A 25,436-nucleotide genomic window follows, 5' to 3' on the forward strand; every position below is an offset into this window, starting at 1 on the left:
CGGACGGTTCGTCTTCCGCAAGGAGGCTGGATCGCCGCCGGACGAGCCGCAGGTGATCGAAGCCGAAGTGGTCGACTAGGCGACCACGCCAACCAAGGAAAGGGCGCGGCCCACCGCGCCCTTTTTCATGCGATCCTGGTCACGAAGCCGCGGGTCCGGACCCGCCAAGGTGCGGGTAAAAAAACCGAGGCGACCTGGTAAGGAGCTCACCAAGCCGCCTCTGTCGTGCTCGCCGATCGTAGACCGGCGTAAAGGCCCTTGTCAGTTGGGATACGGCTGACCGCCGCTGGGATGCTCGAAGCTCCCGTTGCTGCCGGCGGACGACCAGTTATCCTCACTTTCCCGCTTCGACTGCTCTTCCTCCCAGGCCTGCTCGTTGCTCCGCGGATGGGCCTTTTCGTAACTTTCCTTGAGTTTTTCGGTGGTCAGGTGGGTGTAGATCTGCGTGGTGGAGATCGACTGGTGGCCCAGCAGTTCCTGGACGCTCCGCAGATCGGCCCCATTGTTCAGCAGATGCGTGGCGAAGCTGTGCCGCAGGGTGTGCGGCGAGATGGTCGGGTCCAGGCCCGCCTGGATCAGGTACTTGTCGAGTTTGCGGCGGACGCTTCGGGTGCTGAGCCGCTGGCCGTGCTTGTTGACGAACAGGGCCTGGCCGTCCTGGGCCTGTCCCTGCTGGGCCTGCTGCTGGCGCATCTGGAGGTACTTCTTGACCGCGAGCATGGCGGCGTGGCCGATGGGCGTGAGGCGCTCGCGGCTGCCCTTGCCCTTGATGTGGAGCATGCCGCCCAGGAAATCGACGTCGCTGACGTTCAGCGAGACCAGCTCACTGACGCGGACGCCGGTCGAGTAGATCGTTTCGAGCATCGCGCGGTCCCGCGACCCGAGAAGCTCGTCGGCGTTGGGCGTCTCGAGCAGTTTCTGGATCTGCTCATAGCTGAGGCACTTGGGCAGCCGGCGCTCCTGCTTGGGCGTCCGGATCGCGGCGACCGGGTTGACTCCCAGATATCCGCGGCGGACCAGGAACTTGTAGAACGACCGCAGCGTGGCCAGCTTGCGGGCCGTGCTCGACCGCGAGTAGTTCTGCTCGTGCAGGTAGGCCAGGAACCGGCGGATGTCATCCGGTCCGACGGCCAGCAGCTTCTCGCGAACGCCGGACTGGACCATGGTGGCCACCTGCCCGTCCGCGCCGCGCGGTTCCGCGGCGGCCTGACCCGTCGCGCCGTCCTGGATCGTGGTCTCCACGAACTGGCGAAGGTCGGCTCCGTAGCACCGGGCGGTGTAGTTGGAGAAGTGCTTTTCGAATCTCAGGTAGTCGATGAATTCGTTGATCAGTTCGCTTCCGCTCATAGGTTTGCTCGTCACTTGCGGCGAATTCCTGCGGCGTTGCGTGGCCTCGTCCAACCAGCCCGGCTTTGCCTGTGTTTGTGGTTTCCGTTGTCCCTCTCGGCTGTGGGTGTTCCAGAGGGTCCCGTTGTCCGATCCTCAGACCGCGGGTCTGACCTTTTCAATGTCCTGATCGAGCTGCCTTCCCATCTGATAGCTGAGCACAGCCGCATCGAACCAGTCGAAGTCGCTCTCGAGATCCTCGGCCAGGCAGGCGAACGATCCGATCACGTCCGCCTCGCTTCCCGGGCTATAGCGGAAGATGTACCGGTGCGCTCCCTTGACCAGCGAAATCTCTCGAAGTCCCATGATCACACTCCCTTTCGGTCCGATAACGGCGGTTGACCGACACGCAGGCGTTCCTTGGCAAACAGCTCGGTCAGCGCCTCATGGAAGACAAATCGCAAGTACATCTCCTGCGACCGGAGATACAGCCGCCAGCCGTAGGGGCTTTGGGCGGTGCCGCGGCAGTCGGCGAAATCCTCAACCTCCTGGAGGACTTCATGGTCGCGGCTGTTGTAAATCCGGCTCAACTGATTCTTCGGCAGTTGCGGCTGCTCCGGATCAATTGTGATTTGCATCGGCGATGCGGCCCGCTCCATACCGACCGGATCCACGGCCAGCCGACCCACCGGAGGGGCATCAAAACCATAAAGCTGGAGGGCAAGCCCCACGATAGGAGGATAGTAGGGATTATATTCGGTTATTGCCGCTACTACGATACCGTCCGCCCCTACTTTTTTCGTGAGCGCCATGGCCTGCTCGGGGGTCTCCAGGGTCGGCATCCGGTCCTGGACCATCTGGGCCAACACACGGTTGACCGGGACCACGACGATGCCCGGAACCTGCTGGAGTTCGCTGAACAGCAGATCGGTGACCTTCAGGGTGTCGATGTTTTCGTTTCCGCTGTAGTTGACCACCGGGGCGACCGCGAGGGTCACCGGCCGGTCATAGGGCGCCTTGTCCGGCTTGCGGACGAGAACCGGCTCCTTCGCGCAGCCGCCGACGGCCAGGGCGGAGGCCAAAGCAATGGCAGCCAGGAGCTTATGTAAATGTCCAGACGTATGGCACATCATCTTCACTTTCCGGCTTTTCTTCCCACCCTCTGTCTAGCCACCGGTCAGATGCTCGTCATGGCCGTTGTGGCCGGTGGTCTGCTGGGCGCCGTCCAGAGCGACCGGTCGGTTTGCCTCAACAGAAGAGTCGTCTTGTGTAATCATCGGCAAAACGGACCATATGTTTTCGGAACCACCGCGATTGGCACAGAAAAATATCCGGCCGTCGCGGCAGCAGACGGGGCTGAAGGATCCGGTCCCCGGGTCGGTGACGGGCATCTTGGCGGTCCCGTCGCGGCGGATGACCCACACCTGGGCGTTCTGAATGGCGTTATCGGACTGGCCTTCGGTGGGGGCCACGGCGCAGTAGACGATGAACTGGCCATCGGCGGACCAGCGCGGGGTGGTCAGGGCCCGTTCGGGCGAGGCGGCAATTTCGGTCGGCATGGTCGTGCCGCTGCCGTTGATTTCGACCTCCCAGATGCTGAACCAGCGGGAGCCGCGCTGCTTGGCCCGCTGATAGACGATCCGATGATCGACGGGCGAGAACTGCGGGAAGAGGCCAGGCGTGACAAATCGTTTTTGACCGGCCTGCAGGTCCATGACCCAGATCTCCCACTGTCCCGACCGCATGTTATAGCGGCAATAGGCCAGTTCGCGGCCGTCGGCGGAGTAGCTCGGATGCATCTCGGGGGCTGGGTCATCGGTGAGCTGCTGGGTCTTGCCGGTGGCCAGTTCGGTGGCGTAGATGTCCCAGTTGCCGGAGCGGTCGGAGCAGAAGGCGACCTTCTGGCCGTCGGGGCTGAAGGTCGGCTGCACGTCGCCCGCCGGGTCGCTGGTGAGCTGCGTCATGGTGTTGTAGCCGATCGGCTTGAGGTAGATGTCCGGCTGAAGGTTGTGCTGGGTGGAGGCGAAGACCATGTTCTTGCCATCCGGGGAGACAACCGGATCGAAGCACGCCCCTTCAACCGCGAAGGTATGCTGCTGGAGGCTCGGGCCGGCGTGCTGCGTGGATTCGCCGCTCGATACGCCCGGCAGGTCGCCGAAGAGCGAAACCTGGGCAAAGTTGTAGCGCTGGTGATGGCCGTTGGTCCGGGCGTAGGAGGGCTCAGCTACGTAGCCGTCATGATCCATCGTCGTGGTCGCGGCCTGGGCCGGTGCCGGCGAATTGGAGGCCGTCGGCTGAAACGACTGTCGTTGGCTCAGACAGCCGGTCAGACTCAGCAGGGCAGCCACTCCGATAAGCTTTGCTGATGCATGATTGCCAAACGTAATCATCGCAAAATCCTTCTTATTAATCAGCGCCCGAATCCTTCGGCTGGCAGCAATCGGAGCCTCCGTCCGATAAGACATGGAAATTATCGGCACAGCTTATGGGTGGGCTTGAGAAATTGAGCACGGCCGTCACGAGACGGCGGCGGGATCGCGGCATCCGCAAATCCCTGTAGATCAAGGGATTGCCGCAAGACATCGAAACGGGGGGCGAATTCGCTGCGACAATGACTTTTTTAACGCTTCGACGGCGGTCTCTGGACCGGAGGCTCACGGCGGGTCTGGAGGTTCTTGTGGGAGTCCGGCCCGCGGTCTGATAGAATGGATCGCCATCAAGGGAATCGGGGACTTCTTCCAAAGCACAGGAGACCACCCATGGCACAAACGGATCAGGATCAGCCTCAACCGGTCGTCGAACCGCAGCCGGCGATGGAGGCGGACAGGGACCTTCTGCTGCGGGAGTATGAGTTGTGCCAGAACTCAGCCCAGCGGTTGGAGGGCCGGGTCTGGAGCGGCGCGGTGCTGATGGGCGTGGTTTCGCTGGCGGCGTTCGTGATCGGCTTGCTGTTTCTGCCCGCCGTCCGGGCCGAGACGGGGCTCTTCTTTTTGCTCGATCTGGGCATTCTGTCGGTGGTGGTCGTGGTGGTCTGGTGGCTGATGGCCAACCGCTGGTGCGCGGTTCAGCGGACGTGCTATCTGCGGATGTACCACATCGAGCAGCAACTCGGGATGTTCCAGTTGCGTTACATGCACTACCTGGACGAGCCGGCCGCCCTGGGCGAGAGCCCGCTGGACAAGGACCGGCGCACGGACCTCAAGCAGGCCCGTTCGCGGCACCAGGCCTCGGACGCCCAGTCGCTGATCCGCATCCTTCCGCTGATGAACCTGTTGGCGTGGCTGATCTACGTGCTGATCCTGCTGGGGGCCAGTGCGGGCAAGACGGGAGGGTTCACGCTGGGCCGGTGATCGGCCAGCCAGCAAGACAGGACACGCCGGCTCATCACCTGTCACATCTTTTCCGCTTCTTGTGGAGGCGGCGCCTTTGCCGAGGATATAATAAGTTTTTCGCCCCTTTGGCGAAGGCGGTCGGATGATGCGACGGGTCGAAGACCAGTATCAGATGGGCCTGATCGCCCCACACGAACAGGTGGTGCTGGGGCATTTTCGGCGGAACGTGGCGGCGGTGGTCGGCGTCGACAGCCTGTGGGGACTCGGCCTGCCCTTCGCCCTTTCGTGGGTGCTGGTCCCGGCGTACCTGAACCTTCTGGACGCTCCGAAGGTCGTGATCGGGATCACCTCCGCATTCGGCGCTGTCTTCGTGCCGTTGCAGCTTCTGGCGATCCGCCTGATCGAAGGGCGCAACCGCAAGAAGAAGGTCTGGCTGACCCTGAGCGTCTCGGCCCTCTCGTACGTCGTGTTCGGGGTGGTGGGGTTTCTGCTGCCGGCGGAGGCAAGGCTGTTGCGAATGGTCCTTTTTGTGGTGACGATGGCGGTGTTTTTCGCCACGATCGCCCTCGGCTGGACCGTCTACTGGGCGATGATCACCGACAACTGCCCGGTTCGCCGTCGCGGGCGTTTGCTGGGCTGGCGGGCCACCGGCATGGGGGCTGCGGGTCTGGCCGCCGCGCCGTTCGCCCAGTGGGTCTACGTCCGGCTGGCGCCTGAAGCCGCCTTTCATCTGTCGATGATGATCGCGGGCGGATGCTTTCTCCTGGCGTCCGCGTGCGTGCTGTTGATGCGGGACCACGTCGAGCCGGGCCGGCAGCGCCGGCAGGCGAAGCTGGCCCGCGTCTCCGTCGTTCACCAGACGCGGATTCTGCTGCGGCGTCTGTGGCGGACGCCCAACTACCGGATGTTCATCTTCTTCGTGGCGGTTCTGGCCGCCGCGTTCTCGGTCGGTCCGTTCATCGTCACGTACAGCCGTGACGTGGTGGGCTCACCGGCGGGCAGCGAGCGGTTTTTCAATCTGGCGTTTCTGGCGGCGTACATTCTGACCGGTCTGGTGGTAGGCCGCGTCGCCGACGCGTGGGGCTACCGCTTTGTGGCGGTGATTCTGGCTGCGGTCGGGTTTGTGACCTTCGTCCTCGCCCAGGCCGCCGGCACGATGTCGACCACGCTGCTGGCCTACCTGTCCTACAGTTGCACGCTGATCACCATGCCGATGATCGTCTGCAACATGAGCGCCGAGCTGATGCCGCGGATGGACCCGACGAGTCTGATCGCGGGCGGAAACATCCTCACGCTCCCAGCCGCCCTGCTCACGCCGGTGATCTGCGGGCGGATCATCGACATGTTCCGCTCGACCGGCCACGTCTGGGACGGCCATGCCGTGGTCTTTACGATCGCCGCGGCGCTGGCCGTGGTCGCTGGGCTGGGTTTGGCCCTGCTCGTCCAGGAGCCGCGATCCGGCCGCGTCTACATCATCAAGGCCCTGCCGCGGGTCTGATCCCACCCGTCCATTTCGGCCTGCAGGGGCTTGATCTTCCTCCGCGTCCGGCGGTATGATCGTGTCATTGCGAGGCAGCGGTCCGGCGTTCAGGAGCAGACGATGAGCTATCTCGAAGTACATTTGCCCAACGGCCAGGTCGAGCACTTCGAGTTGAGCAAAGCGTCGATGGTGGTCGGGCGTTCGCCCGAGGCGGACATTCGCGTCCACCTGCCGATCGTCTCACGTCAGCAGGCCCGGATCGACCGGTTGGGCAAGAACCGCTGGATCATCCATGATCTGGGCTCCCGCAATAAGACGCGGGTCGACAACCGCTCGGTCAAGTCGCACGTGTTGACCAACAAGGACATCGTGTTCTTCGGATCGATCAAGGCGGTGTTCCACGACCCTTCGGGCGCGTCGAATCAGCCGATGGCGGTTCCGAAGGAAAAACCGCAGAAGGCCGAGCCGAAAAAAGCGGCATCATCCGAGACGATCGACATCGTCGAGACCCGCTGCCCGGAGTGCAGCACGGTGCTTGACGAAGGGGCGGTCTTGTGCGTCAAGTGCGGCTACAGCTTCAAGACCGGACGCCGGTTTGAGCTGTCGCTCGGCGAAGGGGTCAGCTCCGGTCCCGGCTCGCCCAAGAGCTTCGAGGTCGGCTCCGGCGTCAAGAAACCGGCCAAAGCAGCCGCCGTCGCGGTTGAAGGCGAGGCCTCGGGAATCCAGATCGACTGGTACCAGATCAAGACCTACATCCTGCCCGTAGCCTTTATCGTCCTGTTCCTGGCCCTCTCGGTGATGCAGGCGGGTATTGCGGGCGGCATCATGGCGGTCATCAGCATCGTCGTCCGCGTGGCGTTCCTGCTGGTCGCGATGACCATCGCGGCCAAGCTGGCCGAGTTCGGGTTCGGCGAGTTCGGACCGGCGATCCTTCAGACGTTCGGCATCGCCGCCGCCCTGGCCCTGGCCCCCATGTTGGTCGGTGGGCTGTTCATGCTGATCTTCTACCTTCCCATCCTCTGGCTATTGCTCTACCTGTTCTTCGGCGTCGACTTCTTCGAGGCGTTTTTGATCATCATCATCATGGGAACGGTCGAGTCGTTCCTCATGACGATCCTGATGTCCGCCTTCGCGTCGCTGCTGTCCGGAGGAGGCGGATATTAGAAACCCGCTGACCCTGACCTGACGTCGCCGACCCGCTACTCCTCGCCGGCCTCACCCTGGAGTTCCTGCGGCGCCGCCTGGGCGGCGAGTTTGCCGTCGAGCGTCTTTGTCAGCACCTCGATCCGCTGCTCGGCTCCGTCGAGAATGGATCGGCAGTGCTGGATCAGCCGGCAGCCCAGTTCGTACTGCTCGATCGAATCCTCGAGCCCCACCTCGCCGGACTCGACCTGTTCGACGATCTCGCGCAGCTTGGCGATCGCCTCCTCGAACGTCAGCTTTTCCAGGTTCGGCAATTTGCTCTTCTTGTCCGTCATGGCACCCGTCCCGCAACAAGTCACATCCATCCGCGGCCAAACGCCGCCCGATCACCCATTATAGCACGCATCGCCGCCGCTTGTAGCCTGTTGTGGTCCCAGCGAAACTTGCCCTTGTCATCGTCCGCCCGCCGATCCATAATGGGCCCATGATCCACGCCGAGCCCAGACAGACGCGACGCATACGCTTTATCAACCCGCGAAGCCCGCTGTCCACCATCGTCATTCCGGGCGTCATCCAGCGGATGACCATGGGCCGCAAGGCCCTGTTCGCCCCGCTGAACCTGACGATCTGCGCCGCGCTGGTCCCGCGAGACTGGTCGGTCGAGATCGTCGACGAGTGCGCGATGGACCAGCCGCACCAGGCCCGCGCCGACGTGGACCTGGTCGGGATCGGGGCGATGACCACCCAGTCGGCCCGGGCCTACGAAATCGCCGACGCCTACCGGCGGCTCGGCATCACCGTGGTCATGGGCGGCATCCACCCGTCCGCCCTGCCGGATGAGGCCCTGCAACACGCCGACGCGGTTGCCATCGGCGACGCCGAATCGACGCTGCCTCACGTCCTGGCCGACTTCGAGGCCGGCCAGCTCAAGCGCAAGTACCACTGGCAGGAACTCGGAACCGCTGAGATCACCACGCCGCGCAAGGACCTGCTGAACCCCAAGGACTATCTGACCTTCCACCCGATCCAGACCACCCGCGGCTGCCCACACAACTGCTCGTTCTGCACGACGCCGGCGATCTTCGGCCGCAAGTTCCGCCAGCGGCCGATGGACAAGATCGTCGAGGAAATCCGCGAGGCCAAGGAGGTCCACGGGGCCAATTTCTTTATCTTCTCCGACGACAACTTCGCGGGCAATCGCGAATGGGCGCTGGAGCTGTGTCAGCGGCTGATCCCGCTGAAGATCAACTGGGCCTCGCAGTGCGACATTCTCATCAGCCAGTCGGACAAGCTGCTGGCCGCGATGCGGGCCAGCGGCTGCGTCGGGTTGATCCTCGGCCTCGAGAGCGTCCGCGGCGAGACGCTGGCCGAGGCGGGCAAACGCTTCGTGAAGGCCGACAGCTACCTCTGGCGGATCAAGAAGATCTCGTCGCACCGGATCAGCCTCTGGGGCGCGTTCATCTTCGGCTTCGACCATGACACGTGGGAGACCTGCCGCGACACCTGCCGGTTCGCCCAGAAGGCTGACCTGGCCATGGCGTGTTTCCCGATCCTCACGCCGTATCCCGGCACGCAGATGCATCAGCGGTTCGCCGCTGAGGGCCGCATCCGCACCCGCGACTGGCTCAAGTACAACGGGGCGGGCGTCGTCTACGATCCGAAGAACTTCACGACGCAGGAGCTTCGCCACGCCCAGATGTCGGCGTTCTGCGAGTTTTACCATCCGCGTTCGGCGATGGCCCGCCTGAAGGCCTGGCCGTTCAAGAAGCGGGCGTGGATGGCCAACCTCGCGGCGTACTTCGGCCTCTGGTACTACCTGACCGGCCGCAACCGCCGCATCCCCCGCTTCGCCGATTTCCAGGACCGCACCTCGCTGGCGTGGAACTATCATGAACCTCCAGCTGAGCCCGCCATCGAGTCCGTCGGCTGATCCGAAGCACCAGCGGCGACCCTCATCCGCTGCGCGATCACGAACGTCGCCGCCGCCAGCACCAGGATCACCATCTGATAGCTGCCGATCGCCCGCAGGTAGTCGCTGGCCATGCTCGCACAGCCGGCCCAGTACACCAACGCCAACACGATCAACCATTTCCGGACACCAACCAGCCCCGCCGGCTTCTCCACCAGCGCCCAGACGAAAACCGCCATCGCGGGCATCGCGATCGACAAGTAATAGCTCATCACGTGCGGGCTGAACCAGAGCATCACCAGCGGCACGGTGGCGAAATGCAGCGCCTCGACCGCCGGCGGATCGCCGCGCCGCGGCCAGATCAGAAACACCCACAGCCCCAAACTCAACGCGGCGAAGGCGTAGTAGAGAACCAGCACCCGCTCGCGCGGCAGATCGGCCACGTTCACCCGAAACGGATGCTTGCTGTGGCCGGTATCGACGCCATGCAGCAGCCGCACGAGGACGTTCGGCCACGACTGGTTCATGTGGGTTGAGCGCTGGGCCTCCAGGATCGTGTATTGCGGCGTGCGGATATGAACCGCTTCGCGCCGCCACGTCGTCCACGAACCGGCGAAGTCCTTGCCGCCGAAGATCAACACGCCGGGAACCGCCGCGACCGCCGCCGTCGCCACAAGGCTGCATGCCGCCGCTTTCCAGCGGCGTTTGATGACAAAAAACACGATCAGGAACACCGGAATGAGCTTCAGCGAGACGCCCGCCGCCACCGCGAAACCGGCTGCGACCGGACGCCCCTTCCTCGCCAGCACATAACCCGCCACCACCGACGCCAGCACCAGCGACGAGATGTTACCCACGTTCAAATCCGCGATCAACCACGGCAGCGCGACCACCAGGGACAGCCCGGCGATCCACAATCGATCTCGCGATCCCGGCAGAACGTGGCTGACCAGCAGGTACAGGCACAGCCCGTAAAGCAGCACCATCAGCGCCCACCAGACCGCCGCCGCCGGCCGCAGATCAAGCCAAGCCAGCGGCATCAGGATCGGCCTGGCGCTGGGCGGATAGTAGCCCAGCGAACACGGATCGTTCAATTGGCTGGTCTGCAACGCATGCTCCGAGGCCTGCCGCAGCGCCCGGAAATCGCCGATCCCCGCCGCGGCGCGGCAATAGTTGCTGTAGCCGGTGCCGATCAGCACAGCCGCGGCGAGAACGCCAAGCGCAATTCGTTGAATGACGGTCCGTTTCACACGCCAGAGCTTACCGACCGTCGCGAAGCCGGTCAAGAACGCGGCGGACCTCGTCGGCCTGGCCTTCGGCAAAGACGCACGGCTGGCGAATATCCAACTCGCGCAAACCCGCCAGATCGAGCAGCGCACGGCCAAGACCGTCCACGTTCAAACCGGTCAAAGCCGAAATCTCAACGGTCGGCGAAGCAACGTCCAATTCATCCAATTCATGCCACCGATCAGGCGAGTCAATCTTGTTGACCACTGTGACCGCCCTACCGTCGTCCACCAGCCGCTTGACCGGCGCAATCGCGACGCACTCGGCGAGCTGCTCCGCCAGCCCAGCGGTCGCCGTCGCATCCAGCACGATCACCACAAACTCCGCCTGCTCGCACGCCTGGATCGTTCTGGCCCGCGCCTCAGCCGCCAGCGGATCGGCCGTCCGGCCCAGACCCGCCGTATCGAACAGCCGCACCGGCACGCCCTCGATCTCCACCTCGCTGCAAACGTAATCCCGCGTCGTACCCGGCAGATCGGCCACCAGCGCCCGCTCGTGGGCTGAGAGACAATTCAGCAGCGTGCTCTTGCCCGCGTTGGCTGGCCCGACGATCGCCACCGTCATCCCGCTCAGCAGCCGCTTGGCCGCCGGCCAATGCGCAAGGCACGCCGACAACTCCTCGCGCGAAGCGCCGGCAAGCCGCTCATGAACTCGGGCAAACCCCTCATGCGCCTGGTGCAGCAGGAACCTGCCCGCCTTTGCCGTCAGCGCCCCGGGCAGCAGGCGATAGGCCTCCGCCGCCACCGGATTCTCCAGCCGATACGTTTGACCCAGCAGTTCGACCGTGTCGACCAGCACCGCGCCGGCCTCTTGGAAAAGCTCGACGATCCGCTGAACCACCCGAACGCCGCCGTGACAGGTGATCTCATAGAGCGGCTGATCTTCGGACAGGCAGGCCACCAGCACCCGGTCGACCGGCCGACCCTCCCTATCGTGCAAACCGGTCAGCACGACCTCACCGCATCGCGGCGCATCGGCCAACCCGCTGTGCCCGACGATCATCGCCTGCGCCCGTGGACCGGCCACCTGAATCACCGCGATCGCCGACGAGCCCTGGGCCGAAGCCGGCGCCACCACTGTCCGCCCGTCCGCGTCCGACACGTGCCTAATCCTCTTGCGACTCGGCCCACAGCTCATAGGCCAGATCGACCCCCATCAGCAGCAGATCCGGCGCCACCGCCTTGGCAAAGTCATTGTGCTCAGCAATCAGCGTGGCGTCGCCGCCGGTCAGAATGACCTCCGGCCATCGCCCAAGCTCCGTGGCGTACCGCTCGACAATCTCCCGCAACGCCCCGACCGCGCCCAGAATGATCCCGCTCGAGATCGCCTCGACGGTGTTGCGGCCCCACGGCGTGACCGGAAGCGACGGATCGCTCACCAGCGGCAGCGCCGCCGTGTATGACGAAAGGGCGTACGCCGAAAGACGAAGCCCGGAAAGGATCGCGCCGCCCAGGAACACCCCTTCGTCGTTGACGCAGTCGATGGTGACCGCGGTGCCGAAATCGGCCACGACCACCGCCGTCTCCATCCGCTCGTAGGCCATCGCCGCCGCCACCACCCGATCAGCCCCGACCGTGCTCGCGTCGCTCAGGTCAAGCCGCAGCGGCAGCGGAATGTCCCGGCCGATCACCAGCGGCTTGGAGTCTGTCCGCCGCCGCACCAGCTCTTCCACCGTGGCGCACGTCTTGGGCGCCACCGAACAGACGACCACCGGCCGAACCTTCTGCGGCTCCAACAGCTTCATCAGCCGGACCAGCTCGTCGCCGAACTGCTCGATCTCGTCGGCGGCCAGAGCGACCTTTTCCAGCACCTTGCGCTCCTCGACCACCGCCAGGCGAGTCATCGTGTTGCCGATATCGACCGCAATGATCTTCATGGCTCTCCTGCCTCTCCTTCCGCAGCCGCCGGGGCCGACTCGCGATACTCCTGAACCACCCGGTACGCGTGCTCCAGCAACTCCGGCACGCCGTGTCCGGTCACCGCTGAGATGGCGAAGACCCGCTCGTCTCCCAGCCGCTCGCGAAACTCCCGCAGCGCCTCGCCCGCGTCGGTCAGGTCCATCTTGTTGACCGCCACAATCTCCGGCTTGGCGGCCAGCACCGGTGAGTATTTGCTCAACTCGCCGCGAATCACCTCGTAGTGCTCGAATGGATCGCCCGCCGGCGGCAGGATGTCCACCAGATGGATCAGCACCGAGGTCCGCTCGATGTGCCGCAAAAATTCATCGCCCAGTCCGGAGCCCTCGTGGGCCCCTTCGATCAGGCCGGGAATGTCGGCGATCACGATCCGCCGATGGTTCCGCAGCTCGGCGATGCCCAGCACCGGATGGCGCGTGGTGAACGGGTAGTCGGCGATCTTCGGCCGGGCGGCTGAGACCCGCGAGAGCAACGTCGATTTGCCCGCGTTCGGCATGCCCACCAGACCCACGTCGGCGATCAGCTTCAACTCCAACCGAAGCACCCGCTCCTGGCCCGGCAGACCGGGTTCAGCCTCCTGCGGGGCCTGTTCGGTCGACGTGGCAAAGGCCTTGTTCCCGCGTCCGCCCTTGCCGCCGCGGGCCACGCAGACCCGCTGGCCCGGCTCGACCAGGTCCTTGAGCAGCAGATCGGCCTCCTTGTCGTAGATCAGCGTGCCCGGCGGCACCCGGACGATCCGGTCCCGGCCGCTGCGACCGGTCTTGTTCTTGCCCATGCCCGGCCGGCCGGGTTCGGCCTTCCAGTGATGGTGCCCAACCAGATCCATCAGCGTGTTGAGGTTCTCATCGGCTTCGAGATAGACGCTGCCGCCGCGGCCGCCGTCACCGCCGTCCGGGCCGCCGCGCGGCACGTACTTTTCCCGCCGGAAGGCCACGCATCCGGCCCCGCCGTCGCCGCCCTTGACGTAAATCTCCGCCCTGTCGATGAACATGATTGACACTCACACCCGCTGATGAATAATAACCTAATTGGTGATTCAGCCCCGTATTATAGGCGTTCAGAGGGGTTATTATGCAGGATATTCAGCGTCGATACGAGAAAGTTCTGGACCAGGCCAAAGCCGTCGGACAGCAGCACGTCCTGCGGTTCTGGAGCCAATTGAATGACAGCCAAAAGGACCAGCTTTTGCGGCAACTGGAGGACCTCGACTTCCAGCAGATCGACCGGCTGGCCCGCGACTGCGTCCGCCAAGCCACCCCGTTCGAACTGCCCAAAACCATCGAACCGGCCCCGCAGTTTCCGGTCCAGCCGGACAGCCCGCAAACCGCTGAGCTGTACCGCAAGGCCTGGCAGGCCGGCGAACAGGCTTTGTCTGAAGGAAAGGTCTGTGCGTTCACCGTGGCCGGCGGCATGGGCACGCGACTGGGTTTCGACGGGCCCAAGGGCTGCTATGCGATCGCCCCGGTGACGGGCAAGACGCTCTTTCAGCTTTTCGCCGAGTACATCCTCAACTGCCGCCGCCGCTACAGCGAGAAGATCCGCTGGTACATCATGACCAGCGACGCCAACCACGAAGCCACCGTGGCCTTCTTCGAACAGCACGACCGCTTCGGCCTGCCCAAAGACGACGTACGGTTCTTCCAGCAGGGCATGATGCCCGCCTTCGACACCGACGGGCGGCTCCTGCTCGACGCGCCGGACTCTTTGGCCCTCTCGCCGGACGGCCACGGCGGCTCGCTGCGGGCCCTGCGCCGCGCGGGCGTGCTCGATGAGCTCCGCCGGCGCCAGGTGGACCACATCAGCTACTTCCAAGTCGATAACCCCCTGGTCCGGTGCCTGGACCCGCATTTTGTCGGACTGCACATCCTCGAAGGCAGCGAGATGTCCAGCAAATCGATCCCCAAGGCCGAGGACAAGGAGCGGGTCGGCAACTTCGTGATCGGCGACGGCAGGCTGATGGTCATCGAATACTCCGACCTGCCCGACGAACTGGCGGTCGAGCGGAACGCCGACGGCGCCCGGCGCTACGACGGCGGCTCGATCGCGATCCACGTGATCGCCCGGGCGTTCGTCGAGCGGATCACAGAGGGCGGCCTGCGGCTGCCCTGGCACCGCGCGGTCAAGAAGGTCCCCTTCGTCGACGAATCCGGCCGGCGGATCGAGCCGACCGAACCCAACGCGGTCAAACTCGAGCAGTTCGTCTTCGACGCGATCCCCCTGGCCGACCGCCCGATCGTCGTCCAGACCGACCGGAAGGAGGAGTTCTCCCCGGTCAAGAACGCCACCGGCGTCGACAGCGCCGAGACCACCCGGCGGGACCTGGTCGCGCGGGCTGCCCGATGGCTGGCCGAGGCGGACATCCACGTCGGCGGCGGCGGCGACGGCCAGCCGTGCCCGGTCGAGATCTCGCCGCTGCGGGCCGTCTTTCCGCACGACCTGAAGGGCTGATCTCCCAGCTTTGGCCAACGCATCGGAAACGGGCCCAGCGGCATGGGAACGCCGCCACGGCATTTTTCGCACAATCTTAACCGGTGCCTAACACAAATGGACTAGAAAGGGGTGATTGGTTAAGATTCACCTTACGATCGGAGATGCCATGGCCAAGGAAACGATCCTGGTGGTGGACGACGAAGAGGACATCCTCGAACTGATCAGCTACAACCTCGGCAAAGAGGGTTACAAGGTCATGACCGTCGCCAGCGGGGAGGAGGCCAGGGACACCGCCCGGACCAAACTCCCGGACCTGATCGTCCTGGACCTGATGCTGCCGGGCATGGACGGCTTGGAGGTCTGCCGGACCCTTCGCACCGACGCCAAGACCGCCCACATTCCGATCATCATGCTGACCGCCAAGAGCGAAGACGCCGACGTGGTGGCTGGGATCGAACTCGGAGCCGACGACTACGTGACCAAACCGTTCAGCCCGCGCGTGCTCCTGGCCCGGATCAAAGCCGTCCTGCGACGCGCCGCGCCCGACTCGGCCTCCGAATCCGACACCATCAAGATCCACGATATCGTCATCAATCCCGTCCGGCACGAGGTGCTCGCCGACGGCAAGAGCGTGCGGCTGACCCTCACCGAGTTCCGCATCCTCCACTTCCTCGCCCGCCGGCCCGGATGGGTCTTCACCCGGTATCAGATCGTCGATGGAGCCCAGGGCGACGACGTCGTGGTCACCGACCGTTCCGTGGACGTCCACATCGTCTCGCTCCGCAAGAAGCTCGGCAAGCTCGGCTCCCAGATCGAAACGGTTCGCGGCGTAGGCTACCGACTCAAGGATCGCTGACCGATGCTCAGCCACAAGCTGCTCTGGAAGCTCTATCCGACCTACCTGCTCGTCATCATCACCTGCATCGTCTCGGTCGCCTTCTACGCCTTCAACGCCGTCGAGGACTTCTACCTGTCGCACGTCGAAGCCGACCTGGAGGCCCGCGCGCATCTGGCCGCCCAGCACATCCTGCCCCACCTGCCCGGCAAGGACGTGGCGACCCTCGATCCCGTCGTGAAGGCCCTCGGCCGATCCGCCGCCACCCGCATCACCCTGATCGATCTCGACGGCCGCGTGCTGGCCGAGTCCGACGAAGATCCCCTCACGATGGCGAACCACGGCGATCGCCCCGCATTCCTCCAGGCCCTCGCCCAGGGCCTCGGCCGCTCCATTCGTCACAGCGAGACCCTCGAAGCCGACCTGATGTACGTGGCCATTCCCATCATGGTTGACGGCCGCCCGCAGGCCGTCATCCGCACCGCCGTTCCGCTGACCCGCGTCCAGCAGTCGCTCGCCAGCATCCGCAACGGTCTCGTCCTGGTCGCCCTGATCACCGCCGCCCTCGCCGCCGGCGTGAGCTTCTGGGTCTCCCGCCGAATCAGCCAACCGCTCCAGGAAATGCGGCTGGGGGCTCAGCGGTTTGCCGCCGGCGACCTTCGCCACAAGCTCCTGGCTCCGCCGATTGAGGAATTCGCCGCTCTCGCCGCCGCCCTGAACCACATGGCCGCCCAACTCGCGGAGAAGATCGAGACCGTCACCCGCCAGAGCCAGCAGCTCAAGACCATCCTCTCCAGCATGATCGAAGGCGTGCTCGCCGTGGACGGCGGCGAACGGATCATCAGCATGAATCTCGCAGCCGTCCGGCAGCTCCGCGTCGAACCGCGCGACGTCGAAAACCGCCAGCTCCACGAAATCGTCCGCAACAGCGATCTGCAGGCCCTCGTCGCCCAGGCCCTCGCCGCCGACGTGCCCGTCGAAGCCGACATCACCCTCCACGAAGGCACGCGCCCCCGCATCCTCCACGCCACCGGCACCATGCTCAAGGACCCAAACGACCGCCGGATCGGGGCTCTGGTCGTCCTCCACGACGTCACCCGCCTGCGCCACCTCGAGACCATCCGGCGGGACTTCGTCGCCAACGTCTCGCACGAGCTCAAGACACCCATCACCTCCATCAAGGGATTCGTCGAGACCCTCCGCGAAGGCGCCGTCGCCGACCCCGACAGCGCCGCCCGGTTTCTCGACATCATCCACCAGCAGGCCGACCGGCTCAGCGCCATCATCGACGACCTCCTGAGCCTTTCCCGGATCGAAGGCGAAGGCGGCGACGCCGTCATCGACATGGCCGAGACCCGCGTCAGGGACGTGCTGACCGCCGCCGCCGCCAATCTCGAAGCCAAGGCCGCCGAACACGGCGTCACCGTCAAAGTCCTCTGCCCCGACACGCTGTCCGCCCGGATCAACCCGCAGTTGATGGAGCAGGCGGTGACCAACCTCCTGGACAACGCCATCAAGTACAGCGGCCGCGGCAGCGAGGTGACCGTCCGGGCCGAAAACGGCGGCGGCGAGATCGCCATCCACGTCGAGGACCGCGGATGCGGAATTGCGCCCGAACACCTGCCGCGGCTCTTCGAACGCTTCTACCGCGTCGACAAGGCCCGAAGCCGCCATCTCGGCGGCACCGGCCTCGGCCTGGCCATCGTCAAGCACATCGCCCAAGCCCACCGCGGGACCGTCCACGTGGAAAGCACCATCGGCCGCGGCAGCCGATTCATCCTTTGCTTTCCCGCCCGCCATTCCGGATAATCCCCATGCAGGGCGATCGAATGCTGCTCGGACGGGGGATCGCGCATGAAACGCACCGGCCAGACCGGCCTGTTCCTGTTTATCCCGGCCCTCCTGGCTTCCCTGCCCGCCGTATCGGCTCAGGACACCCAACCCACCACCCGCGATCTCCTCGACGAATTCGACCAGCGGCTGGTTGAATTGGACAGGAAGTATGACGACGGCCACGGCCCGCTTGTCGTCCGGGCCGACCGGCGGGATGGCCTGCGAATGGAGACCGCGGACGGAACCTCCCATATCCGCATCGGCGGCCAAATCCAAAGCGACGCCGCCTGGTTCTGCGACAAGGATGCCTCGGTCGGCGAACTGGAAGATAAGATCGAATGTCGCCGGGCCCGCCTCTTTGTCTCCGGCGTAATCCGCGAGAACGTCGTCTTCGAAGTCGAATACGACTTCGCCGGAGGCGACCCCGACTTCGAGGACGTCTACCTGGGCATTCGCCATCTGCCCGTGATCGGACACGTCCGGGTCGGCCACTTCAAAGAGCCCTTGAGCATCGAGGAACTGATCAGCAACAACCACACGACCTTCATGGAGCGATCGCTCGCCAACGTCTTCGCCCCCAGCCGCAACCACGGCCTGATGATCTACGACACCGCCTTCGCCGACCGGGCAACCTGGGCCGTCGGCGTCTTTCGCGAAACCGACGATTTCAGCGACTGCTCCGGCGACACCGACTGCAGCTACACCGGCCGGATCACCTGCCTGCCCTGGTACCGCGACGACGGGGCAAGGCTGCTCCACCTCGGCGCCGCCTACAGCCGCCGCAGCCCCAACAACCGCCTGCTGAGTTACGGCCAGAGGCCCGAATCGCACCTGGCGCCCGACTTCGTCGACACCGGCCAGTTCCAAGCCCGCCGGGCCGACCTGATCGGCTTGGAAACGGCCCTGGTCCACGGGCCGCTGACCCTGCAGGGCGAGTACATCCAGAACATCGTCGACGCCATCAACAGCCGCGACGTCTGCTTCCAGGCCTTCTACATCCAAGCCGCCTGGTTCCTCACCGGCGAAACCCGGCCCTACGACCGCGAGACCGGCGTCTTCGACCGTCTCATCCCCAAGAAGAGCTTCTGCTGCCCCAACGGCCAGCGCGGATTCGGCGCCTGGGAGATCGCCGCCCGCTACTCCTATCTCGACCTCGACGACGGTCCGATCGAAGGCGGACGACTCAGCGACCTGACGCTGGGCCTCAACTGGTACCTGAACCCAAACGCCCGCGTCATGTGGAACTATGTTCTAGCCGACCTCGCCGGCGACGGCGACGCCGGCATCTTCCAGATACGGCTCCAAATCGACTTCTAACCTAAGGGGGCGATCCATGCCCGCCGAACGACGCGAAACGATGGCAGCCAAACGCTTTTCGCCGCGAAACCACCGCGCGTATCGGATTTATCACACAGTTCTAACCAAACGCTAACAACCACAGGAGATAATGCCCTAAGATTGGTTGAGGCAACAGAAACAGGCTGACGAAAAGGAGCCAAAAATGAAAGCCGGAGGCATGCTTGGGTTACTGGTGCTAAGCGCTGCTCTGTTCGCCGGTCGCGCATCAGCCGACGAAGTCAAAATCACCGGGGCCGGCGCCACCTTTCCCTACCCGATCTACCAGACGTGGGCCCACAGGTACGAAAAGCTCACCGAGGTCAAGATCAACTACCAGGGCATCGGGTCCGGCGGCGGGATCAAGCTCATCACCCAGGGCACCGTCGATTTCGGCGGCACCGACGCCCCGCTGACCGACAAGGAAATCGACGAAGCCGGTTTTGTCCAGTTCCCCATGGTCGTCGGAGGCGTGGTGCCCGTGGCCAACCTCAAGGGCGTCGAGGCCGGCAAGCTCAAGCTGACTCCCGACGTCCTGGCCGACATCCTCCTGGGCCACATCAAGAACTGGAACCACGAACGGATCAAACAGGCCAATCCCGACCTGGCCCTGCCCGATCAGGCGATCACCGTGGTCGCCCGCTCCGACCCCTCGGGCACCACGTGGATCTACACCGACTACCTGGCCAAGGTCTCCAAGGAGTGGAAGGAGAAGGTCGGCCGCTCCAAGAAACCCGAATGGCCGGTCGGCCAGTTGGCCAAGGGCAATCCCGGAGTCGCCGCCCTCGTCCAGCAGATCGAAGGGGCCATCGGCTACGTCGAGTACGCCTACGCCCTCCAGGAAAAAATGGCCACCACGCTCCTGAAGAACAAAGCCGGCAAATTCGCCAGTCCGGACCTCAAGAGCTTCCAGGCCGCCGCCGCCCACGCCGACTGGAAGGCCAGCCCGGCCTACTACGTGATCCTCACCGATCAGCCGGGCGACGAGACCTGGCCCATCGCCGGCGCCACCTTCGTCCTCGTCCATAAAAAACAAAAAGACGCCGCGAAGGCCAAGGCCATGCTCACATTCTTCGACTGGGCCTATCGCCACGGCCAGGACGCCGCCAAGGAACTCCACTACGTGCCCATGCCCATGAAGGTCATCGAGATGGTCGAAGAGACATGGAGCAAGCAGATCACCGCCGACGGAGAACCCGTCTGGCCGTAACCCTGCGGATGAACCAAGCGTGAAAGCAAGGATCGAACCGGCGGTCGAGGCCAACCCCTCAGCCGCCGCCACACCATCAGCCAGCGTCTACGCAAACTCCTCGGTGGAGGGCTGGAAGATCACTCCGCCCCGAGCCTGTTGGGACATCGTCTTCAAGGGCCTGACCGTCGCCGCCGCCGCCGTCGCCCTGATTCTTTTGGCGGCGATCCTCCTGCAGTTGGTCTGGCATTCCCGACCAGCCCTGATGGAATTCGGCCTCGGCTTCCTCACCGGACAGCACTGGCGACCCTACGCCGAACCGACCCCGGTCTTCGGCGCCCTGCCCGCCATCTTCGGCACTCTGGTGGCCACCACCATCGCCATCGCCATCGCCACTCCGCTGGCCATCATCACCGCCCTCTTCCTGGTCGAACTGGCCCACCCGGTCCTCAGCCGGGTCGTCGGAACCTCAATCGAACTCCTGGCCGCGATCCCCAGCATTATCTACGGCATGTGGGGCCTGTTCGTCTTCGCCCCGTTCATGCAGCATTACGTCCAGCCCGCCCTCGGCGAGACCCTCGGCTTCCTGCCGCTGTTTCAGGGCCAGCCGATGGGCACCGGCATGCTCACCGCCGGCATCATCCTGGCCATCATGATCCTCCCGTTCATCTGCGCGGTCACCCGCGACGTCTTCGCCATGGTGCCCACCGTGGTCAAGGAATCCGCCTACGGCATGGGCTCGACCACCTGGGAAACCACCTGGAAGGTCACCCTCCGCTACGGCGTCCGCGGCGTGGTCGGCGCGCTGTTCCTCGGGCTCGGCCGGGCCATCGGCGAAACCATGGCCGTCACCTTCGTAATCGGCAACAAGCACCAGATCTCGGCTTCGCTGTTCGAAGCCGGCCAGAGCATCGCCTCCGCCCTCGCCAACGAATTCAACGAAGCCGACTTCGAGCTCTACCAGAGCGCCCTGATCGAACTGGGGCTGATTCTCTTCGCCATGACCTTCGTCATTCAGGTCCTGGCCCGACTGTGGCTGCGAAACCTGGCCAGAAGATCGGGGACGCGCGGATGATCGAACGATCCTACCGACAACGCAACCTGACCGACGCGGGCATCAAAGCCCTCTCCGGCCTCTCCGCCCTCGTGGCGATCTTCTTCCTCGGCTGGATCCTGATCGTCGTCGCCCTCAAGGGCGCCTCCGCCGTCAACGTCGATTTCTTTACCCAGCTTCCCACGCCCATCGGCGAGGAGGGCGGCGGCCTGCGAAACGCCATCCTCGGAACCATCGTCCTGACCGTCCTGGCCACCGCGATCGGCGTGCCGCTGGGCGTGCTGGGCGGGGTGTACCTGGCCGAGTACGGCCTCGAGAGCCGCTTCGCCGACGCCGTCCGGTTCGTCTACAACGTCCTGATGGGCACGCCATCGATCATCGTCGGTGTGTTCGTCTATACCATCCTGGTCGTCGAGCCGCTCGGCCTGGGCACCTTCTCCGGCTATGCCGGAGCCGTCGCCCTCGCCGTCATCATGCTGCCCGTCGTCGCCCGCACCACCGAGGACATGCTCGCCCTCGTGCCCAACGCCCTCCGCGAGTCCGCCCTCGCCCTCGGCGCGCCGCGATGGAAGGTCACCGTGGGCGTGGTCTTCCGCGCCGCCAAAACCGGCCTGGTCACCGGCTGCCTCCTGGCCATCGCCCGGGTCAGCGGCGAGACCGCCCCGCTGCTGTTCACCGCCCTCAACAGCTCGTTCGAATTCAGCCTCGCCGGACTCGGCGAACCCACGCCCAACCTGACCGTCACCATCTGGAACTACGCCATGTCGCCCTTCGAAGACCTTCAGCGGATGGCCTGGGGCGCTTCGCTCCTGATCACCCTGGGCGTCCTGCTCATCATGCTGTTCGCCCGATTCCTCGTGCGGGAAAGGAAGGCCAGAACGTGAATCTCAATGCGGCAACCGTCAAGGAAAAGAAGCCAACCGCCGAGGTCGTTGACGCTACAATAAACCCTCAGGACCAACGACCGGGGACCATGATGCCTGAGCCCAAGCTCGAATACGACGTCAAGATCGCCGCCCGCGGCCTCAACTTCTTCTACGGGGCCCACCAGGCCCTTTACGACAACGATCTCGACATCGCCGCCAACGACGTCACCGCCATCATCGGCCCCTCCGGCTGCGGCAAGTCCACCCACATCCGCGTCTACAACCGGATCTACCAGCTCTACCGCGACCAGCGGGCCACCGGGCAGGTCTTCCTCGACGGCCGCGACATCCTATCGCCCGACGTCGATCCGCTGAGCCTGCGCAAACGCATCGGCATGATCTTCCAGAAACCCACCCCGTTCCCCATGAGCATCTTCGACAACGTCGCCTACGGCCTGCGACTCCACTACCGCATGAGCCGCGCCGAGATGGCCGAGCGGGTCGAACTCGCCCTCAAGGGCGCCGCCCTCTGGGACGAGGTCAAGGACAAGCTCGACCAGCCCGGCGCCGCCCTCTCCGGCGGACAGCAGCAGCGGCTCTGCATCGCCCGCGCCATCGCCGTCGAACCCGAGGTCCTCCTCATGGACGAGCCCTGCTCCGCCATCGATCCGGTCGCCACCAGCAAGATCGAGGACCTCATCGAAACCCTCAAAAGCCGATACACCATCGTCATCGTCACCCACAACATGCAGCAGGCGGCCCGCGTCTCCGCCTACACCGCCTTCTTCTACCAGGGCCGCATCGTCGAGTTCGGCCACACCGAACAGATCTTCAAAAATCCCAAACAGGAACTAACCGAAAAATATATCACCGGGCGGTTCGGATAGAACGCCCGCACATCACGCACAGGCTGGGCTGAACCATGTCCAAACATCTGCAGACCGAAATCGAAAGGCTCAAGAAGATGATCCTGACCCTCGGGGCCAGGGTCGAGGAGTCCGTCCGCAAAGCCGTCACCTCCATCCACCTGATCGACGTCGAACTCGCCCGCGAGGTCATCGAACGTGACATCGACATCGACCAGACCGAGGTCGAGGTCGAGGAGGAATGCCTCAAAATCCTCGCCCTCCACCAGCCCGTCGCCATCGACCTGCGGTTCATCATCGCCGCCCTGAAGATCAACAACGACCTCGAGCGGATCGCCGACCTCGCCGTCAACGTCGCCGAACGAACCGCCTTCCTCGCCACCCAGCCGCGAATCAGCGTCCCCTTCGACTTCCCCACCATGGCCCAGAAGGCCAAAACCATGCTCAAAAACAGCCTCGACGCCCTGGTCAACATGGACGCCGAACTCGCCAAAAAGGTCTGCGCCTCCGACGACGAAGTCGACGCGATCAACCGCGAAATGTACGAAGCCGTCAAGGACGCCATCCGCCAACATCCCGAGTGGCTCGACTCCCTGATCCACTACCTCTCCGTCTCACGCCACATCGAACGAATCGCCGACCACGCCACCAACATCGCCGAGGACGTCATCTACATGGTCGCCGGCGAAATCGTCCGCCACCGACCCGAAGACTACACCCGGTCCGCCTGACCCGCCGACCATATTCCCGCCCGCGATCTTCAACACGGGCTTGACCGCCGGCCCGCAACCCGTCACCATAGCCGCCAAGCGGTAAACCTCGTCCTTGCTCAAGGAGGCCGGACCATGGCCAGTCGTCCCATTCGCCTGCTCCTCGTCGGCGCCCACCCCGCCGACACCTTCGATCAGGCCGGAGGCACCCTCGCCCACCACGTCGCCCAGGGCGACCAGGTCACCGTCGTCTCCGTCACCACCGGCGTCCGATCCCACGACTGGGAACTCATCGACGAAAAAGACCGCGGCGGACGCCGGCTCGACGTCGAGCAGCGCGTCCGCGCCGAACGCGAAAAGAAGCTCGTCGAGCTCAAAAAAGCCTGCGAAATCCTCGGCATCGAGGACGTCCGCACCCTCGACTTCGACGACGACCAGGAACTCCTCCGCGAGGAACTCGTCGCCGCCGTCGCCGAGGTCATCCGCGAAATCCGTCCCGACGTCGTCATCACCCACCATCCCTACGAGGACTGGGGCCTCAAGCTCCACGCCACCGTCGGACGGGCCACCATGTTCGCCTACCGCAAAGCCGCCACCGCCGGACGCGGCAACGCCCTCCCGCCCCACCGTGTGCCCGCCATCTACTTCATGAACCCCACCGCCTACGTCGGCGTGACCCTCAGCAACGCCTTCGCCGCCCGCATCGACCTCTACGTCGACATCTCCGACGTCATCGACCGCAAGGTCAAAGCCATGGACTGCATCTCCAGCCAGTACTACGGCGGCAGCTATGCCCGCAAACGCGCCGAGGCCGCCGACGGCCACTACGGAGCCAACGCCCAGGTCCCCTACGCCGAAGCCTTCCAACGCTACTGGCAGTGGGTCACCTACACCCTCCCGGTCTCCGACTTCGAGATCAAACGCATGGAGGAGCCCATCGAGGAAAGCATGAACCGCCAGGGAATCATGACCGCCGCCTACATCCCCCTCCCCGAAGGCGCCGTCCCCGCCAGCTACGAAATCGAAAAGGAACTCTACGACATCTGACCCTCAGCCGGGCGGTGAAATCACTATCCGGTTCTGCAGAACCAACGCAGGCAGGACAACCCATGTCACACGGCAGTCATAAGCTATCCGCGAGACTCGAGCCGCTCGACCCGCACCACATCCGGCCCGATACCGGCGCCCGATGCGAGGTCAGCGTCTTTGCCAGAACCTATCCCGGACCCTCCTGGCCCTTCGGCATGGCTCAGCCGGGACCGGACAACATCACCGGCTGGGATTACACCAACGGTTACTCGTGGGATCTTCGCTACATCGAAGGCTTCTCGATGATGCGGATGAGCGGCGTCGGCTGGTTTGGCGATTTCGGAAACTTCCAGGTCATGCCCACCACCGGCCCGCTCCAGACCTACCGCGGCATCTGTCTCAACCGTCACGGCGAGGGCTCCACCAACGGCTGGCACTCCGAGTTCTTCCACCGCGACGAAACCATCCTTCCCGGCTGCTACGCGGTCCTGCTCCATCGCTACAACATCCGCGCCGAACTGACCGCCACCCGCCACTGCGGTATGATGCGCTTCACCTTCCCTCAACACGACCTCAGCCGCGTCCAGATCGACCTGGCCCGGCGAATCGGCGGAACGTCCAGCCAGCAGGAAGTCCGGGTCGTCGGCGACAGCGCCATCGAGGGCTGGATGCGCTGCGGACCCGAAGGCGGCGGCATGGGCAACGGCGCGCCGAAGGACCTCAAGTACACCGTGTACTTTCACGCCGAGTTCAGCCAGCCGCTGGACGCCTGCGGCGTCTGGGAGGTCCACTTCCCGGACGGCCTCAAGCGCGACCGCGAATTCATCGAAAGCGCCGAATACGCCGACTACTGCCGCAACGCCGCCGTCCATCCCGGCCGCAAGCAAGCCCGCGGA

Annotated in this window: 24 protein-coding genes; 15 read left to right on the top strand and 9 right to left on the bottom strand. The window is 64.6% G+C overall.

Annotated elements, in window-relative coordinates; all coding sequences use genetic code 11:
• Positions 1–261: 261 nt before the first annotated feature.
• From xerC to GXY33_12585, 4 genes are all read right to left on the bottom strand, one after another.
• Positions 262–1,347: a tyrosine recombinase XerC gene (xerC, locus tag GXY33_12570; protein ID NLX05965.1), complete on the bottom strand. Its 1,086-nt coding sequence runs from the start codon at positions 1,345–1,347 to the stop codon at positions 262–264.
• 135 nt (positions 1,348–1,482) lie between these two features.
• The gene (locus GXY33_12575; protein NLX05966.1) at positions 1,483–1,692 is read right to left on the bottom strand and encodes a hypothetical protein; all 210 of its coding nucleotides are present in this window, start codon (positions 1,690–1,692) and stop codon (positions 1,483–1,485) included.
• A gap of 2 nt (positions 1,693–1,694) precedes the next feature.
• Entirely contained in the window at positions 1,695–2,459 is a 765-nt protein-coding gene (locus tag GXY33_12580; GenBank protein NLX05967.1) for a hypothetical protein, read from the bottom strand.
• 33 nt (positions 2,460–2,492) lie between these two features.
• Positions 2,493–3,716 carry a hypothetical protein gene (locus GXY33_12585; GenBank protein NLX05968.1) on the bottom strand — a complete coding sequence of 408 codons (1,224 nt, stop codon included), beginning with the start codon at positions 3,714–3,716 and terminating at the stop codon, positions 2,493–2,495.
• 369 nt (positions 3,717–4,085) lie between these two features.
• On the opposite strand from GXY33_12585, the gene GXY33_12590 reads away from it, so the two are divergent.
• The 3 genes from GXY33_12590 (at position 4,086) to GXY33_12600 (ending at position 7,302) form a co-directional block, all read left to right on the top strand.
• Positions 4,086–4,676 (top strand): hypothetical protein, encoded by a 591-nt coding sequence (locus tag GXY33_12590; GenBank protein ID NLX05969.1) that lies wholly within the window; start codon positions 4,086–4,088, stop codon positions 4,674–4,676.
• A gap of 124 nt (positions 4,677–4,800) precedes the next feature.
• Complete coding sequence (locus GXY33_12595; GenBank protein ID NLX05970.1) at positions 4,801–6,156, top strand: MFS transporter; 1,356 nt, start codon at positions 4,801–4,803, stop codon at positions 6,154–6,156.
• A 102-nt stretch (positions 6,157–6,258) separates the two neighbouring features.
• Positions 6,259–7,302, top strand: coding sequence for an FHA domain-containing protein (locus GXY33_12600; protein ID NLX05971.1), 1,044 nt, complete (start codon positions 6,259–6,261; stop codon positions 7,300–7,302).
• A 35-nt stretch (positions 7,303–7,337) separates the two neighbouring features.
• Here GXY33_12600 and xseB read toward each other — a convergent pair whose 3' ends face one another.
• A complete protein-coding gene (xseB, locus tag GXY33_12605; protein ID NLX05972.1) occupies positions 7,338–7,616 on the bottom strand; it encodes an exodeoxyribonuclease VII small subunit in 279 nt (92 codons plus the stop codon).
• A gap of 149 nt (positions 7,617–7,765) precedes the next feature.
• Between xseB and GXY33_12610 the strand changes: the two genes are divergently transcribed.
• Positions 7,766–9,211: a radical SAM protein gene (locus GXY33_12610; protein ID NLX05973.1), complete on the top strand. Its 1,446-nt coding sequence runs from the start codon at positions 7,766–7,768 to the stop codon at positions 9,209–9,211.
• On the opposite strand, the gene GXY33_12615 is transcribed toward GXY33_12610, so the two are convergent.
• Genes GXY33_12615 through obgE form a run of 4 tightly spaced genes read right to left on the bottom strand, consistent with a single transcriptional unit; the run spans position 9,169 to position 13,384 of the window.
• Entirely contained in the window at positions 9,169–10,440 is a 1,272-nt protein-coding gene (locus GXY33_12615; GenBank protein ID NLX05974.1) for a DUF2029 domain-containing protein, read from the bottom strand. The genes GXY33_12610 and GXY33_12615 overlap by 43 nt on opposite strands.
• A gap of 10 nt (positions 10,441–10,450) precedes the next feature.
• Positions 10,451–11,578: a GTP-binding protein gene (locus tag GXY33_12620; protein NLX05975.1), complete on the bottom strand. Its 1,128-nt coding sequence runs from the start codon at positions 11,576–11,578 to the stop codon at positions 10,451–10,453.
• 4 nt (positions 11,579–11,582) lie between these two features.
• Positions 11,583–12,353: a type III pantothenate kinase gene (locus GXY33_12625; protein NLX05976.1), complete on the bottom strand. Its 771-nt coding sequence runs from the start codon at positions 12,351–12,353 to the stop codon at positions 11,583–11,585.
• Complete coding sequence (obgE, locus tag GXY33_12630) at positions 12,350–13,384, bottom strand: GTPase ObgE (protein ID NLX05977.1); 1,035 nt, start codon at positions 13,382–13,384, stop codon at positions 12,350–12,352. Before obgE ends, GXY33_12625 begins: the two co-directional genes overlap by 4 nt.
• A gap of 80 nt (positions 13,385–13,464) precedes the next feature.
• Between obgE and GXY33_12635 the strand changes: the two genes are divergently transcribed.
• The 11 genes from GXY33_12635 to GXY33_12685 form a co-directional block, all read left to right on the top strand.
• Positions 13,465–14,841 (top strand): UDPGP type 1 family protein, encoded by a 1,377-nt coding sequence (locus tag GXY33_12635; GenBank protein NLX05978.1) that lies wholly within the window; start codon positions 13,465–13,467, stop codon positions 14,839–14,841.
• Between the two features lie 148 nt (positions 14,842–14,989).
• Positions 14,990–15,679 (top strand): response regulator, encoded by a 690-nt coding sequence (locus tag GXY33_12640; GenBank protein ID NLX05979.1) that lies wholly within the window; start codon positions 14,990–14,992, stop codon positions 15,677–15,679.
• Positions 15,680–15,682: 3 nt separating this feature from the next.
• Positions 15,683–17,467 carry a HAMP domain-containing protein gene (locus tag GXY33_12645; GenBank protein NLX05980.1) on the top strand — a complete coding sequence of 595 codons (1,785 nt, stop codon included), beginning with the start codon at positions 15,683–15,685 and terminating at the stop codon, positions 17,465–17,467.
• A gap of 45 nt (positions 17,468–17,512) precedes the next feature.
• Positions 17,513–18,808, top strand: a complete 1,296-nt coding sequence (locus tag GXY33_12650; protein NLX05981.1) for a porin — start codon at positions 17,513–17,515, stop codon at positions 18,806–18,808.
• A gap of 199 nt (positions 18,809–19,007) precedes the next feature.
• Complete coding sequence (pstS, locus tag GXY33_12655; GenBank protein NLX05982.1) at positions 19,008–20,036, top strand: phosphate ABC transporter substrate-binding protein PstS; 1,029 nt, start codon at positions 19,008–19,010, stop codon at positions 20,034–20,036.
• A gap of 103 nt (positions 20,037–20,139) precedes the next feature.
• Entirely contained in the window at positions 20,140–21,090 is a 951-nt protein-coding gene (pstC, locus tag GXY33_12660; GenBank protein ID NLX05983.1) for a phosphate ABC transporter permease subunit PstC, read from the top strand.
• Positions 21,087–21,953, top strand: a complete 867-nt coding sequence (gene pstA, locus GXY33_12665; GenBank protein NLX05984.1) for a phosphate ABC transporter permease PstA — start codon at positions 21,087–21,089, stop codon at positions 21,951–21,953. The genes pstC and pstA overlap by 4 nt, the downstream gene beginning before the upstream one ends.
• 92 nt (positions 21,954–22,045) lie before the next feature.
• The gene (gene pstB / locus GXY33_12670) at positions 22,046–22,822 is read left to right on the top strand and encodes a phosphate ABC transporter ATP-binding protein PstB (GenBank protein NLX05985.1); all 777 of its coding nucleotides are present in this window, start codon (positions 22,046–22,048) and stop codon (positions 22,820–22,822) included.
• A 35-nt stretch (positions 22,823–22,857) separates the two neighbouring features.
• A complete protein-coding gene (gene phoU, locus GXY33_12675) occupies positions 22,858–23,532 on the top strand; it encodes a phosphate signaling complex protein PhoU (GenBank protein NLX05986.1) in 675 nt (224 codons plus the stop codon).
• A 114-nt stretch (positions 23,533–23,646) separates the two neighbouring features.
• Positions 23,647–24,558: a hypothetical protein gene (locus GXY33_12680; GenBank protein NLX05987.1), complete on the top strand. Its 912-nt coding sequence runs from the start codon at positions 23,647–23,649 to the stop codon at positions 24,556–24,558.
• 62 nt (positions 24,559–24,620) lie between these two features.
• The coding region (locus tag GXY33_12685) for a glycoside hydrolase family 92 protein (GenBank protein NLX05988.1) at positions 24,621–25,436 on the top strand (816 nt) is incomplete at its 3' end.

Source organism: Phycisphaerae bacterium (assembly GCA_012729815.1).
Taxonomy (GTDB): Bacteria; Planctomycetota; Phycisphaerae; order JAAYCJ01; family JAAYCJ01; genus JAAYCJ01.